This window comes from Streptomyces sp. NPDC058773, from assembly GCF_042746015.1.
GTDB lineage: Bacteria > Actinomycetota > Actinomycetes > Streptomycetales > Streptomycetaceae > Streptomyces.
The window spans coordinates 109,016-123,960 of the sequence record NZ_JBHYPE010000010.1 but is presented as its reverse complement, the minus strand read 5'-3'; the positions used below and the strand labels follow the sequence as shown (position 1 = coordinate 123,960).

The following is a 14,945-nucleotide window of genomic DNA, read 5'->3' as shown; positions in this document are numbered from 1 at the left end:
GTGATGACCGGCAACGACCGCCACGCCCTGCTCGTCGGCGTCTCCACGTACGACAGCGAGACGTACGCCGATCTCCCGGCCGTACGCGCCGACCTGCACTACATGCGGGCGGTCCTGGAGAACACCGAGATCGGTATGTACAACGAGTGCGCCCTGGCCGCCGAGCCGACGCGCGCGGAGATGCTGCACGCCGTCGAGTCGTACCTGGAGGCCCGGCAGCCCAGTGAGACCGCCCTGCTCTACTTCAGTGGGCACGGCGAGTACTGCGAGCAGGACGGCCAGTTGTACTTCCTGACCCGGGACACCGACCCCGCCGACCTGCCGGGCACGGCCGTACCGGCGGAGTTCCTGGAGCGGATGCTCCAGTCCTGCCGGGCCGCCTCGAAACTGGTCCTGCTGGACTGCTGCTCCAGCGGTTCCGTCGTCCAGGGCTGGACCGCCAAGGGCCCGTCGGGGGAACCGGACCGGACCGCGCCGAGCACCCTGCTGCGGCCGACCGGCGTGTACTTCATCACCGCGTCCGATGCCCTCCAGGCGGCCTCCGCGATGGCGCCGCCCGGTTCGGGCCTCGGTACCTCCCGGTTCACCGGGGAGATCGTCGAAGGGCTGCGCAACGGCCGGATCAAGGGGGGCGGCTGGATCACCCCGGACGACCTCTTCGACTACCTGACCGCCCAGATGACCCGCGACGGCGTACCGGAGGAGCAGCGGCCCACCAAGTCCACGATCAGGGCCACCCGGAGCCTTCCCTTCGCCCGGTCGGTGGCACGGCCGGTGCGGCTTCCCGCGCTCCCCCACGAGGCCGCCGGAGCCGCCCGGCGCTCTTCCACGCTGCTGAAGGCCCGCGAGTCGGCCGAGGCGGACGAGCGGGACGGCATCGACCGGGAGCGGCTGCTGCGGTACTACGCGGACTGCCTCACCGCACAGACGGCGGCCGGAATGCGGCCCGACCGGGACGCAGGCCGGGACACGAAATACTTCCTGCTCGCCCAGGGCGAGGAGACCATCCAGTCGGGCCGCGGACCGCACATCGTCGCGCCCGGATCCCTGCCCCGGCCGCAGGACGGGAGGGCCGGCCCCGACACCCGGTCGGGGTCGCGGCAGGAGTACTGGTACGGCTACCCGGCGATCACGCTGCCCGCGCGGGACGGCGGCCGGGGGCGGCGCGCGACGGTGGATCTGGCGCCGCTGCTCCTCCAGCAGATGGAACTGGCGCCGGACGAGGACGGCCGGGATGTGCTCCGGCCCAGCGGCGTGCCGTCCCTGCACAGCGGCGTCGTCTCGGAACTCCTGGACGCGGGCGACGCCGCCGACCTGGTCGCCCGCTGGCAGCCGGCCTGGCAGGAGGGCAACGACGCCCAGATGCTGCGCGCCGTACGGGAGTTGCTGGAGGAGCTGGGGCTGCCGGAACTCGAACCGCTGGACCCGTCCGCGCTCAGCGACCGCACGGTCATGCAGGCACTGCGGCCCGGCGCGCACAACGCGGCCGTGCTGCTGGTGCCTTCGGGCGCGGAAGCCACGGCCACCCAGGCGCTGGTGGACAACTTGCTCCAGATCTCCACGCGGACCGGGCAGATCGCGGGCACCGCCCTGGAGGCGCTGCTGAGCGGCGGGGCGCAGCAGGAGCCGGCCACGGCCACGGCCACGGCGAAGCCGGTGACGCCCGTCGCTCCGGGGCCGTGCAACGAGAGCCAGGAGCAGGTGATCTCCTCGGCGATGAGCCGGCCGCTCACGGTGGCGACCGGACCGCCCGGCACGGGCAAGAGCGAGGTCGTCACGGCGGTCGTCACCACCTGTGCCGCAGCGGGGCAGTCGGTCCTGGTCGCTTCCACGAACAACGAGGCCGTGAACGTCGTCGCCCAGCGTTGCGACGACATCGCCCCCGGTCTGCTGATGCGGACGGGCAACGCGGAGGCGCTGGAGCGGGAGGCGACCAAACTGGAACGGCTGCTCGCCGAACCGGCCGGGGCTCCGCGGCGCGGATCGGCCACCGTGGTCGGCGAGCTGCGCAACACCCGGGGGACGGCCGACCGGCTGCGGGCGGAGGCGGCGCACCGCGTCGGTGAGGAAAGGCGGCTGCTGGAACTGCTACGCGACCGGGAGGAGCGGGCCGCCGCTCTGGAGTTGCCCCGGTCCCTCCTCGAAGCGGTCTGGGCGGCGCACAGGGACGGCGTGGCACCGCTGGGGCGGTGGGCGGACAGGGCGCGGAAGGCCGCCGGTGCCCGATGGTGGCAGCTGGGGGCATGGCGGCGCGGACGCGCGCTCTCCGCGCTGGTCTCTGCGGGGACGGAGCAACCCGAGGGGGCAGGACCGGCATGGCCGGAGTGGGCGACGGGACGACCGGTGCCGCCCGAACTGCTGGAGTTGCTGGCCGGAATCGCGTCCGTGGAGCGGGAGGTGCGGGAACTGGTCCGCCGGCACGGGGAATGGGACGAGGAAGGGCTCAAGGAGTCCCGGCTGGCGACGGCGGGGGCCCTGTCCGACCTGGCGGCGGAACTGTCCCGCGCGCTGTCCGCCGAGAGCCTCGCCCGGGCCACCGGACTCATGAACCAGCGGCTCCAGGCGCTCCGCCGCCGCTCCGGCTACCAGCGCAGCCAGAAGAACCTGATGACGCACATCAAGGGATGGGCCGTCAGCACCCACTCGGTGCGGCAGCTGGAACTCACCCCGAGGCTGTTCGACCTCGTGGTCATCGACGAAGCGAGCCAGTGCTCCATTCCGTCGGTGCTACCGCTGCTGTTCCGGGCCCGCCGCGCACTGATCATCGGCGACCCCATGCAGCTCGGGCACATCCCGGGCGTGTCACCGCAGCAGGAACGGCAGGCACGGACACGGGCCGGTCTGAGCGCCGCGCAGCTGGAGCACCAGCGTCTCACCTACCACGTGCACTCCTCGTACCACGCGGCCGAACAGCACGGCGACAGCGCGCTGCTCCTGGACGAGCACTACCGCTGCCACCCACGGATCGCGGATGTCGTCAACGGCCACTGCTACGGCGGCCGGTTGCGCGTGCTGACCGATGTGCGGGAGCGGGTACCGGCGCACGACCCGGTGGGAGTGGCCGACCCGGCACCGGTGCTCGGCTGGGTCGACGCCCCGTTCGGGGAATCGGCGCGCGGCGCCGACGGGCGGTCCTGGCGGAACACGGTGGAAGCGGAGGCCGTCCGGAACGTGGTCGACGGACTGCTGGCAGGGCTTCCGCCGGACGCGAGGGTGGGAGTGGTCACGCCGTTCCGAGCGCAGAAGGAGACACTGGCCCGGATGTGGCGGGACGACGACCGGGTCCGGGTCGGCACCGTTCACACCTTCCAGGGCGGACAGCGCGACGTGATGGTGCTCAGCCCGGTGGCGGCGCCCAACACACCTCCCCGGACGACGCACTGGGTCGCGAGCCAGGTCAACCTGTGGAACGTGGCGGTCACCCGGGCCAAATCGCAGCTGATCACAGTGGGCTGCCGCGCCTTCTGGCAAGAGCAGAACGGCCTGCCGGCCCTCCTCGCCGCGCGCTCGGCACTGTTGGGACCGGACGAGGACGGCACGGCGACCGGGGCCGGCCTGCCAGGCCCGCTGACCGAGGCCCGCGAGGACCTGGCCGACCGCCTGCAGCGATACCTGACCGGACGAGGCGTCACCGACCTGGAGCGATCCGTCCTGGTGGGCGGACACCCGGTGGACCTGCTGTTCACCGACGCCGGCGAGAACACGGCAGTGCTGATCGACCCCGGCCCGGGGCCCGGCGGAGACCCGGCGCGGCACCTTCGGCTCACCCACGCCGGAGGCGACCTGCTCACCGGACTGCCTTCCGGGGGCCACGGGGCCAAGCCCTGCCCGGTGAGCCGCACGGTACGGGTGCCGGCCTGGCGGATCCTGGCAGGCGAGACCGCGCTGGCGCCGCTGTTCAGCTGAGCCTCCGGCCGGGCGGCCCGGGTCCGGGTGGCCGGGCCCGACCGGGCTGCTCAGCCGCCGGGCACGCGCTCGGTGCGACGTACGTCATCTTCGCGATGAGGCATGTCGAGTGCGTGGTGGTCCCGGAGAGGTCCGCCAAGGGCGGCTGACCTGTTCAGGACTCCTGCTCCGCTTCGGCCGGCGGCTCACCTCCGCCGGCGCCTCACCTCTGCCCGTGCGGAGGGTGCTCCTGATCCCCTGAAGTCATCGCAGATTGCGGCGGAGTTCGTGGGGGAGGGCGAAGGTGATGGACTCGTCGGTGGTTGTCACGGTGTCGACCTGGTCGTAGCCGTGCTCGGCGAGCCATTGCAGTACGCCGTCGACCAGGACGTCGGGGGCGGAGGCGCCGGAGGTCAGGCCCACCGTGGTGACGCCCTCCAGCCAGGACTCGTCGATCTCGTGGGCGAAGTCGACCAGATGGGCGGCGGGCGCGCCGGCGTCGAGGGCGACCTCGACCATGCGGGCGGAGTTGGAGGAGTTCTTGGAGCCGACGACGATGACGAGTTCGGCTTCCTCGGCGAGCTTCTTCACCGCGGTCTGGCGGTTCTGCGTGGCGTAGCAGATGTCGTCGCTGGGCGGGGAGGTCAGGTTCGGGAAGCGTGCCTTGAGGGCGTTGACGGTTTCCATGGTTTCGTCGACGGAGAGGGTGGTCTGGGAGAGCCAGACCACTTTGGATTCGTCGCGTACCGAGAGGTTCGCGACGTCGTGGGGGCCGTCGACCACGGTGATGTGATCGGGGGCTTCGCCGCTGGTGCCGATGACCTCTTCGTGGCCTTCGTGGCCGATCAGAAGGATGTCGTAGTCCTGTTGTGCGTACCGGACGGCTTCCCTGTGGACTTTGGTGACCAGTGGGCAGGTCGCGTCGACGGTCGCGAGGTTGCGCGCGGCGGCTTCGGCGTGGACGGCGGGGGCGACACCGTGGGCGGACAGCAGCACGATGGCTCCCTCGGGTACCTCGTCCGTGCGTTCGACGAAGACGGCGCCCTTGTTCTGCAGGGTCTGCACGACGTGTTTGTTGTGCACGATCTCGTGGCGGACGTAGATGGGCGGCCCGTACTGTTCCAGGGCCTTCTCGACGGCGAGCACGGCGCGGTCCACGCCCGCGCACCATCCGCGGGGCGAGGCGAGCAGAACGCGGCGGGGGTGTGCAGCCGGTCCGGAGGCTGCGGGCGGGTTGGTCATCGGGTCCTCGACATGGTGATGAAGGCCAGGGAACGCGGTACGGCCGTGAGGTGGAGTGGAGGGCGGCGGAGTCCGGGGGGCCGCTCAGGTGGCCGGCGAGGGTGGTGCCCACCGTGCGGTGTACGGCGTCCTGGCAGGAGGAGGGAGGCCGGGGCCGGTGCGCTCACGCTGGGTTCGCCTCCTCCGGGGTTTCCGGGACCAGCTGTTCGCCCCATCGCATCGCTTCCTCGACGAGGGCGTCGACGATCTTCGACTCGGGGACGGTTTTCACGACCTCGCCCTTGACGAAGATCTGGCCCTTGCCGTTGCCGGAGGCGACGCCGAGGTCGGCCTCGCGGGCCTCGCCGGGCCCGTTGACGACGCAGCCCATGACCGCGACGCGCAGCGGGTAGGGGAATCCGTCCAGGGCAGCGGTGACGCGTTCGGTGAGGGCGTAGACGTCGACCTGGGCGCGGCCGCAGGAGGGGCAGGAGACGATCTCCAGCCGGCGGGGGCGCAATCCCAGCGATTGCAGGATCTGCAGGCCGGTCTTGACCTCTTCGACGGGGGGTGCGGTGAGGGAGACACGGAGCGTGTCGCCGATGCCCTCGTTCAGGAGGATCGCGAAGGCGGTGGTGGATTTGATGGTGCCCTGGGGCGGCGGGCCGGCTTCGGTGACGCCCAGGTGCAGGGGGTAGTCGCAGGCGGCGGCGAGGTGGCGGTAGGCGGCGACCGTGGTCATCGGGTCGTGGTGCTTGACGGAGATCTTCAGGTCGGTGAAGCCGTGCTCCTCGAACAGCGAGCACTCCCACAGCGCGGACTCCGTCAGTGCCTCGGGGGTGGCCTTGCCGTACTTGGCCAGCAGCCGCCGGTCCAGACTGCCGGCGTTGACGCCGATACGGATCGGCACCCCGGCCGCGGTGGCGGCCTTCGCGATCTCCTTGACCTTGTCGTCGAAGGCTCTGATGTTGCCGGGGTTGACCCGCACCGCGGCGCAGCCGGCGTCCAGGGCGGCGAAGACGTAGCGGGGCTGGAAGTGGATGTCGGCGATGACGGGGATCTTCGACTTCGCGGCGATCGCGGGCAGGGCGTCGGCGTCGTCCTGGGAGGGCACCGCGACGCGCACGATCTCGCATCCGGCCGCGGTCAGTTCGGCGATCTGCTGCAGCGTCGCGTCCACGTCGGCGGTAGGGGTGGTGGTCATGGACTGGACGGAGACCGGTGCGCCGCCGCCCACTGGGACATCGGCGACGTGGATCTGCCGGGAGCGGCGGCGCACCGGCGCAGGGGGGAGGGTGGGAAAGGGGAGGCCGACGGTGGTCATTGAGGGATCCCGTCTGTGGTGCCGGTGTGCTGGAGAGGTTTTCCGGCGCGGGCGCGCAGGACCGCGCAGACGATCTGCGCGGACGTCAGGCCGGCATCGGCCAGCAGTTGTTCGCGGGGGCCGTGGGGGAGGAAGGCGCGCGGCAGCCCCAGATTGTGGACGGGGGTGGTGATCGCGTTGTCGCGCAAGGTCTGGGCGAGGGTGCTGCCGAGGCCTCCGGTGCGGGAGTTGTCCTCCACGGTGAGGACCAGCCGGTGCCGGGCGGACAGGTCGAGCAGTTCGGGTGCGACCGGGATCGCCCAGCGCGGGTCGGCGACGGTCACTCCGATCCCCTGCCCGGTGAGCCGGTTGGCGGCCTCCAGGCACCTGGGGGCCATCGGTCCGTAGGAGACCAGGAGGACGTCCCGGACCCCGGACTCCGCCAGGACATCCACGCTCCCGGCGCGGCGTACGGCCTCCATGCCCTGCTCGGCCGTTCCTTTGGGGAAGCGAAGCGCGGTGGGTCCCTCGTGCGCGGTGGCTTCCCGCAGCAGCGGCCGCAGTTGGCCGCCGTCGCGGGGCACCGCCAGCCGCAGGCCGGGCACGATGCCGAGGAGGGAGGCGTCCCACATGCCGTGGTGTGAGGCGCCGTCGGGGCCGGTGACGCCGGCCCGGTCCAGGACGAAGGTGACCGGCAGCCCGTGCAGGGCCACGTCCATGAGGACCTGGTCCGTGGCCCGGGTGAGGAAGGTGGAGTAGAGGGCGACGACGGGGTGGAAGCCCCCCATGGCCAGACCGGCCGCGGAGGTGACGGCGTGCTGCTCGGCGATTCCGACGTCGAAGACCCGCTCGGGGTACTTCACCGCCATCGGATACAGGCCGGTGGGGCGGAGCATGGAGGCGGTGAGGGCCACCAAGTCCTCGCGTTCACCGGCCAATTCGAGCAGGGCCTGGCCGAACAGTCCGGTCCATGACACGGCGGGCGTACCGGAGGCGGGGGCCGGGGCGGGCCGGCCGGTGGCCGTGTCCACGGTGCCCACGGCGTGCAGGCAGTCCGCCTCGTCGTCCTCGGCCGGCCCGAATCCCCAGCCCTTGACGGTCACCGCGTGCACGAGTACCGGCCGCCGCAGGATGCGGGCATGCTCCAGGACGGCCTGCAGGGCTTCGGTGTCGTGGCCGTCGACGGGACCCAGGTAGGAGAAGCCCAGTTGGGTGAACAGATTCGCATCGGCCCGGTCCGGGACGGCCGGGTGGGCGCCGGGGTGCTTCAGGGCGTGCAGCTGGTTGGTGAGGGCGCCGGTGGTGGGGGCGTAGGAGCGGCCGTTGTCGTTGAGGACGACGACCACCGGACGCCCGCCGGCGCCGATGTTGTTCAGCGCTTCCCAGGCCATGCCGCCGGTCATGGCTCCGTCACCGATGACGGCGACCACCGACCGGTCCCGGTCACCGCGCAGTTCGTGGGCTTTGGCCAGGCCGTCGGCGTAGGAGAGGGAGGCGGAGGCGTGGGAGTTCTCGCTCCAGTCGTGTACCGACTCGGCGCGCGAGGGATAGCCGGACAGTCCTCCGGCCTGGCGCAGCCGGTCGAAGTCCGCGGCGCGTCCGGTGAGGATCTTGTGGACGTAGGCCTGGTGCCCGGTGTCGAAGAGGATCGCGTCGCGGGGCGAGTCGAAGACCCGGTGCAGGGCGATGGTCAGTTCCACCACGCCCAGGTTGGGACCCAGATGGCCGCCCGAAGCACAGACCTTCTCGATCAGGAACGCGCGGATGTCCCGGGCCAGGGCCGCGAGCTGTCCGGTGGGCAGGGCCCGCACGTCGTGCGGGCCGCCGGGCTTGGCCAGGTGTGCGCCCTCGGGTGCGGTGGGCTGCTCGTCGGCGAGTGCCCCGGAGAGCTCAGGCATGATGCCTCCCGGTCCGGGCAGCGCTGTGCACGGGATGCCTGCCTCTTCGGTCCGGGCATCGAAGGCGGCCGCTCCGCGTAGGGGGCGCGGGCGGTGCTGAGTGGGAGGCGTGGCGGGACAGTTGTAGGGGGGACATGAGCATCCTTCCGCCGCAGACAAGCGCAGCAGGGGTCGCAAGGACCGTTGTGGCTGCGTGGCTGTTGTGGGGTGAGGGCTTCTTCGGGTGCCCCGGTCGGGATGCGTCAGCACCGCAGCTGCGGGCGCACCGGGCCCGTGGCATCTACGAGCCCGCGACCCTCTCCTGCGGCAGTGCCCGCAGGGTCGCCTGGGCCTTGAGCAGCATCTCCTCGTACTCTGCACCGGGATCGGAGTCCAGAACGATGGCGCCACCCGCGCCGATGGTCATTTCGCCGTCGTGGCGCACGGCGGTGCGGATGGTGATGCTGAGGTCCGCGGTTCCGGTGTATCCGATGAAGCCGAGGGCTCCTGAGTAGACTCCGCGGGCTTCACCCTCCAAGGCGTCGATGATCTCCATCGTGCGGAGCTTCGGCGCTCCCGTCATGGATCCGCCGGGAAAGCATGCCCGTACCGCGTCCACGGCGGAGGTGTCCTCGCGCAGCGTCCCGGTGACCGTGGAGACCAACTGGTGCACGGTGGCGTACGACTCCGTCACCATGAGGGACGGGACGGTGACGCTGCCGATCTCGCAGATCCGGCCGAGGTCGTTGCGGAGCAGATCCACGATCATGAGATTCTCCGCGCGCGTCTTGGGATCCATCTGCAAGGAGCGCCGTCTCTCATCGTCGGTTCGCGGGTCCGGGTGGCGGGGCGCTGTTCCTTTGATCGGTTTGGTCTCCACTGTGCGAGCGGCGTCCACCTTGAGGAATCGCTCGGGCGAGGAGCTGAGGACGGTGACCTCGTCGAGGTGCAGAAGCGCGGCGTACGGAGCGGGGTTCAGCCGGCGCAGGCGCTGGTAGTAGGCGAAATCGTTCGCCGGCGCGGGCAGGCGGAGTTTGTTGGTGAGGCATATTTCGTAGCTCACCCCCTCCCGCAGGCGCCGGTCGCACTCACGGATGTCGGCCAGGTATTGGGTGCGCGAGCGGGCCAGCCATCTCGACGCGTCATGGTCTTCGGCGCGGGGTGGGCGTGGGGGAGACGCTTCAGGCTGTGGTGTGGGCAGGCCGGCCAGTGCGGTGACCACCGTGCTGATCCACTTCTGGGCGGCGTCCACGTCCTGCCGCTCGCACACGGCGACGGCATAGGTGCGGTTCTCGGCGTGGTCCACGGCGATGAAGCGGTCGGCCTGGAGCCACACGGCGTCCGGGGTCTGTGAGGGGTGGGCGCGACGGGCGCCGAGATCGGCCTTCAGCTCGTAACCGAAGTAACCGACGTAGCCGCCGGTGAAATCGAAGGGCAGCTGCTCGGCACCGGTGACCACGCGGCCGGTGCGGCGGTTGAGGGCGTCAAAGATGGTGCCGTCTTCCGTGCGAGACATACCTCCCGCAGGTTCCACGACGACATGCTCGTCCTCCACACGGTAGGTCAGCATCTCGGCTCCGGGCGCTTCCGCGGAGCCGAGGAAGGAGAAGCGGGCCAGGCCCGGCTCGACGTGCGAGCTGTCGAGCCAGAAGGAGCGTGCGCCGGCACCGTACAGGGCCAGGAATGCCGCCTCGGTGTCGACGGCTCTGTCCAGGATGCCGATCTGCGCTTGGAGTTGCGTGGGGTGCGGGTGCGGAGTCGAGGGTGCGACAGACGCGGACGTGCCCTGGGTACCGGTGCCGAGATGGCGGCCACGGATGCCGGCACCGCCCTGGCGTCCGCCCGAGGCGAGTGCCAGGTCACGGAAGTTCGCCACGAGGCGGGCACCGTGCTCCGTGCAGATCGACTCGGGGTGGAACTGAACCCCCCACCAGGGGCGATCGCGGTGGGCCAGGCCCATGACCACTCCGTCCTCGGCGCGCGCGGTGATCTGGAGGTGGGCGGGAGCGGGTTCGGCGATGCTCAGTGAGTGGTAGCGCACGGCCGTGAACTCCTGCGGGATGCCGGCGAAGAGCCGGTCACCGCTGTGCCGGACCGTGGAGAGGTATCCGTGTCGGGGCTGCGGGGCGGGGATGATCCGCGCGCCCGACAGGAGTCCCATGCCCTGGTGCCCGAGGCACACACCCAGGACCGGAAGCCGGGAGTGCTCCAGTACGTCGCGGGAACGGCCGAAGTCGCGAGGGATGCCCGGGTGCCCCGGGCCCGGCGAGATGACTGCGGCATCGAAGCCGTTCAGATCGAGGTGTTCCCAGGCTGCGGCGTCGTTGCGTACGACGACGGGCGTGATGCCGTACACCTTCGCCAGGAGCTGGTACAGGTTGTAGGTGTAGGAATCGTAGTTGTCGATCAGCAGGACGCGCATGGGCAGCACCAGGTGGTTGTCGGAAGCGGTCCATTGGATCGCCGCTTGGCGTAGTGGGCTCGGAGATCAGGGGCAGCGGGGGCGGTGGTGGTCAGGGGGCGTCGGTCGTCACCGTTGACCAGTCGAAGGGGAGGGAGTCGAGGACCTCCAGCTCTCGGCACAGTTGCCGTAATCCGCTGAAGTCCTGAAGGAGCCGGCCACCGCCGGAGGAGTTCTTGAGGTCCCGCAGCATCTGTTCGCCCCCCTCCACTCCGAGGAGTTCCATGATCCTCGCCCAGGTCGTGAAGTCGTGGGCGGCGAATGCCTCCATTCCGTCGGCCAGCGCGGTGAGGAAGTATGCGCGTTGTCCGGCAGTGAAACGCTGCCATGCCATCTGAGCGATCGTGTCCGCGATGGAGGCGTGGCAATATTCGTCACGGTTGTGCAGGACGGCCGTCATGCGGTTGACGGGCTGGATCTCGTGGTCCTCGGCTATGAGGTCCAGGTGGGCGTTCACCGATATTTCCGCGACCGTGGTGAAGGCGAGTGAGAGCAGGGCCTGATGCTCAGGTGATGCGGCGGTGGCGAGCCGGTGCGCGTGTTTGCGTGCCTTGTATCCGAGGGGGAGGGCGGACTCGGGCATGTGCCAGCCGCGTTGCCGACGGGTTACGGCGCTGGCGTTCAGGTGCATCAGCGTGTGGTACTGCTCATCAACCATGGCTTGTGTCACCGCGATGGCCATGGACTCGCCGCCCGTCCCGGTGTCGAAGGCGCCTTTGGCGACCAAGCTGAACCCCGGATTCACCACGCACTGCTCGATGTCCATGATGTTCTTGTTGAAAGCAACCCAGCCCCAGGCAAGGAGCTTGGCCTTGATCTCGTCGTCGAGACCGAGATATGTGGGGTGATTCCGGAAAGGCAGCAGGGCCACGGGGAAGTCCGGTCTGTCCGGCTCGAATACGTCGTCCAGAGTCTCCTCCCGCCGCTTGACCGTGGCACGCCGGTACCAGTTGTCGGCGAGCCTGTTGAGGATCGCGTTTTCCACTGCATCATGCGGATCGTGTTCCGGGAGCGACCGCAGCCGTTCCGCCACGGGCAATGCTCCGAATTCCGGTTCATCGAGCATCTCGTCCATATGGATCCTTATGATCTCGCCTGCTGCCGATGGACGGGCCGGGCGGACTCTCGGTCCAGGTCAGTGCCGACCGGCCCCCGCCGGGCCAGCGATGGTCTTGAGGGACTGGACATCGCGCGATTCCAACGTGATTCCGAAGATCTTCCCGGGAGCGGACAGCACCTCGTCCTCGTCGAGTTCCCGGTGTGTGGCCGGCTTTCCGGGCAGCATTTCCGTGAGAGTGCTGCCGATGAGGATGTGCCGCACGGTGGGCTGTGTGCGCTGAAGGATCAACCGGTGGTTGAACGGCGAGCGAGGGTGGGTCAGGCAGTAGTGGTTGAGGACCTCGAAGTCCGCCGGATAGCGCGCGTCCGTGGTGAAACCGTAGAGCTCCGCCGGTCCCTCGGCCCGCAGGAATCGCAGTACGTGTTCGCCATGCGGCTCCCGCACCATGTCAAAGGACCAGTCGCCCGCCAGCCGTGAGGTCTCGGCGAGGCGGATCGGCTCATGCAGCCCGTATCCGCCAAAACTCACATCGAAAAGCCAGCGCTCGTCCTCCAACTCCACACACAGAGCGATATGGACGGCGGGACCCACCTTTTTCCCGGTGCGGATCCGGGACCTGGCCGCGAACGCCGAGAAGGTGAACCCGATACGGTCCAGCACGGCTGCCATCAGGACGACCTGTTCCAGACACAGGCCGCCACGGCCACGTCGCACGATCTTCTCCTGGACACCGGCCAGGTCCAACGGCGCGGACCGCCCGAGCACCGCGTCGATGTTCTCGAAGGCGATCGCCTCGACGTGGGCGGCATGCAGGCCCCGCAGCGTGGCGAGATCCGGAGCCACATCGGCCAGGTATCCCACGCGGGACAGGTAAGCGTCCAAGTCGACGTCAGCGCCCTGCCACATCGAATCTGCCATGCGTATCCCATCCTTCCCTCTCCGGTGTATCCGGTCCCCGTGGCGTCGCGGTCGAGTGTCGTCCGGTTCCGGCGCCGTCATGTGAACCGTCCGGCGACCGCCGCCGCGAGAATGATCCAGCCGTAGTAGCGGTTGGCGACGAAAGCGTCCCAGCAGGATTTCGGATCATCCAGGTTTACCCGAACGACCTGATATGCCAACAGGATTCCCGCACACGCGACGAGCAAGTGAAATGCCCAACCCGTTCCCGCCTCGGCGCCGGCCCACAATGCGCCGGTGACACTCAGTACGATGAAGAGGGTCAGCCACGCCTTGCTGGAACTGCCGAACATCAGAGCAGAAGACCTGACACCGATGGTCCGGTCGTACTCCTTGTCCTGGTGGGAGTAGACGGTGTCGTGAAACAGGGTCCAGAAGAAATTGCATGCGTACAGGCCGAGCACAGCCGGTGGGAAGTCGAGGCTCCCGGTCACCGCCGTCCACCCGGCCGGCGCATAAACGCTGATCACCATGGCCAGCCATGCCGAGGGCCACGGAAATACCCGCTTCATGTAGGGGTACGCGACAAGCAACGGGTAAGAGGCACCGACGACCAGGGCTGTTTCCCCGTTCACCATCGCCAGAATCACCAGGGACGCCACGGCCTGTGCGGCGCCGAACACGAGCGCCTTCCGCACGCTGATCGTCCCCGCTGCGACCGGACGCGACGCCGTGCGGGCGACCCGGGCGTCGATGTCCTTGTCGACGACGTCGTTGACCGCGCAGCTTGCGCCGCGCACCAGTACGGCCGCGACGGCGAGACACACCACCGTCAGCAGGTCCGGTCGCCGTCCGGAGGCGAGGGAGACACTCCACAATCCTGGAAGAAGGTAGAGCAGGACACCCGTCGGTGCGTGCAGACGCATCAACACGAGATAGACGCGGATGGCATCGGGGCTCTTCTTGACCAGGCGCTCGGATATGCGCGGGGAACTGTCGCGGCCCGCTGCCGCCGGGACGCCGGTCACCACGTCACCGGAAGTTCAACCAGCCCGCCGAGCAGAGTGTCGTGACGTAGTTTCAGTTCCGCCACGTCGACCGCCGGACGCATGGTGGGAAAACGCGCCACCAGCCGGGCAAGCGCCACCTGCAGCTGCATCCGGGCCAGCGGCGCGCCGACACAGTGGTGTGTGCCGTGGCCGAAGGTGAGGCTGCCCGCGGTGTGGCGGGTGACATCGACCCGCTCGGGGTCGGTGAAGACCGTCCGGTCGTGGTTGGCCGCGATGATGTTCAGCAGTACGAGGTCGCCGGCTCGGACGGCGGTTCCATCGATCTCCAGGTCCGTGCGCGCATAACGAGGCATTCCGCCGTTGTGCGGGTTCGGCATCGACATCCGCAGGATTTCCTCCACCGCGCCCGGGACGAGGCCCGGGTCGTCCAGCAATGCCTTCCGTTGCCCGGGGTTGGCCAGCAGCAGCAAGGCACCCGTACCGATTCGGGCCACCGTGGTCTCATAACCACCGAACAGCAGCAACGCGGACAGCCCCACGACTTCTTTGTCGCTGATGCCTTCGGTCGCGCACAGCCTGGAGATCACGTCATCGCCAGGGTTTTTCCGCTTGTGCGCGACAAGTTGTCGGCAATAGCCGAACAACTCGGCCATCCCCTGCTTGGACCGGACCCGGTCCGCCACATTGGCGGCATCCTGGGTCCACCTGCTGAACCGGTCCTTGTCCTGATGGGGAACGCCGAGCCACTCGCACATCACCAGGATCGGAAGCGGTAGTGCCAGTGCCAGGCGTAGATCCACCGGTGGCGCCTGCCCGGCCAACTCGTCGAGCAACTGCTCGGTCAGTGTTTCCACGTGGGAGCGCAGCGGCCGCATGCGCTCGGGTGAGAAGTGCGGCTCCAGCAGCGAACGCAGCCGGGCGTGGTCGTTGGCGAAGCTGCCCAGCAGGCTGTCGAGAAGCGCGGAACCGCTGTCACGGGCCGCCCCCGGTTCGGGACGGGAGCGGCTGAGCCGGTCGTCGTCCAGCAACTGCCGTACCTGGGCGTGCCCGGTGACCAGCCACGCTTCGTCACCCTCGACAGTACGAACCCGATGGACCGTGCCCTGGGATTGGAGCGTGCGCAGCATCGGCGCGACGTGCAGCAGATGCGTCTGCTCGAAGGGCAACTGAGCCGGTGTGTTCACTGACAACCTCCATCGTTATGGCCCGTAAAACCTCCGTCGGAGCCGAC

The 14,945-nt window shown here is 69.5% G+C and carries 9 protein-coding genes; 1 reads left to right on the top strand and 8 read right to left on the bottom strand.

Annotation, left to right across the window (positions count from 1 at the left end; all coding sequences use genetic code 11):
• The first annotated feature begins 3 nt into the window (after positions 1 to 3).
• Entirely contained in the window at positions 4 to 3,906 is a 3,903-nt protein-coding gene (locus ACFW5B_RS12025) for an AAA domain-containing protein (protein WP_386437152.1), read from the top strand.
• Positions 3,907 to 4,149: 243 nt separating this feature from the next.
• Here the strand turns inward: ACFW5B_RS12025 and ACFW5B_RS12020 are convergent, their stop codons facing one another.
• The 8 genes from ACFW5B_RS12020 to ACFW5B_RS11985 all read right to left on the bottom strand — a co-directional run bounded on the left by ACFW5B_RS12020 (position 4,150) and on the right by ACFW5B_RS11985 (position 14,898).
• On the bottom strand, positions 4,150 to 5,127 hold the full coding sequence (locus ACFW5B_RS12020; protein WP_386437149.1) for a 4-hydroxy-3-methylbut-2-enyl diphosphate reductase: 978 nt from the start codon (positions 5,125 to 5,127) through the stop codon (positions 4,150 to 4,152).
• A gap of 163 nt (positions 5,128 to 5,290) precedes the next feature.
• Positions 5,291 to 6,430 (bottom strand): flavodoxin-dependent (E)-4-hydroxy-3-methylbut-2-enyl-diphosphate synthase, encoded by a 1,140-nt coding sequence (ispG, locus tag ACFW5B_RS12015; RefSeq protein WP_386437146.1) that lies wholly within the window; start codon positions 6,428 to 6,430, stop codon positions 5,291 to 5,293.
• Entirely contained in the window at positions 6,427 to 8,307 is a 1,881-nt protein-coding gene (locus ACFW5B_RS12010) for a 1-deoxy-D-xylulose-5-phosphate synthase (RefSeq protein WP_386437144.1), read from the bottom strand. Before ACFW5B_RS12010 ends, ispG begins: the two co-directional genes overlap by 4 nt.
• Before the next feature lie 280 nt (positions 8,308 to 8,587).
• The gene (pabB, locus tag ACFW5B_RS12005) at positions 8,588 to 10,708 is read right to left on the bottom strand and encodes an aminodeoxychorismate synthase component I (RefSeq protein ID WP_386437296.1); all 2,121 of its coding nucleotides are present in this window, start codon (positions 10,706 to 10,708) and stop codon (positions 8,588 to 8,590) included.
• A gap of 91 nt (positions 10,709 to 10,799) precedes the next feature.
• Positions 10,800 to 11,822 carry a diiron oxygenase gene (locus tag ACFW5B_RS12000; RefSeq protein ID WP_386437141.1) on the bottom strand — a complete coding sequence of 341 codons (1,023 nt, stop codon included), beginning with the start codon at positions 11,820 to 11,822 and terminating at the stop codon, positions 10,800 to 10,802.
• Positions 11,823 to 11,882: 60 nt separating this feature from the next.
• On the bottom strand, positions 11,883 to 12,725 hold the full coding sequence (locus ACFW5B_RS11995; RefSeq protein ID WP_386437138.1) for an arylamine N-acetyltransferase: 843 nt from the start codon (positions 12,723 to 12,725) through the stop codon (positions 11,883 to 11,885).
• Between the two features lie 77 nt (positions 12,726 to 12,802).
• The gene (locus tag ACFW5B_RS11990) at positions 12,803 to 13,735 is read right to left on the bottom strand and encodes a 4-hydroxybenzoate octaprenyltransferase (protein ID WP_386437135.1); all 933 of its coding nucleotides are present in this window, start codon (positions 13,733 to 13,735) and stop codon (positions 12,803 to 12,805) included.
• Positions 13,729 to 14,898 carry a cytochrome P450 gene (locus tag ACFW5B_RS11985; RefSeq protein WP_386437132.1) on the bottom strand — a complete coding sequence of 390 codons (1,170 nt, stop codon included), beginning with the start codon at positions 14,896 to 14,898 and terminating at the stop codon, positions 13,729 to 13,731. Before ACFW5B_RS11985 ends, ACFW5B_RS11990 begins: the two co-directional genes overlap by 7 nt.
• Positions 14,899 to 14,945 lie beyond the last annotated feature (47 nt).

What these genes read in the sequence shown, in the direction of transcription:
- ACFW5B_RS12025 (WP_386437152.1), top strand. Translation starts at nt 4, where the DNA reads ATGACCGGCAACGACCGCCACGCCCTGCTCGTCGGCGTCTCCACGTAC.
- ACFW5B_RS12020 (WP_386437149.1), bottom strand. Translation starts at nt 5,127, where the DNA reads ATGACCAACCCGCCCGCAGCCTCCGGACCGGCTGCACACCCCCGCCGC.
- ispG (WP_386437146.1), bottom strand. Translation starts at nt 6,430, where the DNA reads ATGACCACCGTCGGCCTCCCCTTTCCCACCCTCCCCCCTGCGCCGGTG.
- ACFW5B_RS12010 (WP_386437144.1), bottom strand. Translation starts at nt 8,307, where the DNA reads ATGCCTGAGCTCTCCGGGGCACTCGCCGACGAGCAGCCCACCGCACCC.
- pabB (WP_386437296.1), bottom strand. Translation starts at nt 10,708, where the DNA reads ATGCGCGTCCTGCTGATCGACAACTACGATTCCTACACCTACAACCTG.
- ACFW5B_RS12000 (WP_386437141.1), bottom strand. Translation starts at nt 11,822, where the DNA reads ATGGACGAGATGCTCGATGAACCGGAATTCGGAGCATTGCCCGTGGCG.
- ACFW5B_RS11995 (WP_386437138.1), bottom strand. Translation starts at nt 12,725, where the DNA reads ATGGCAGATTCGATGTGGCAGGGCGCTGACGTCGACTTGGACGCTTAC.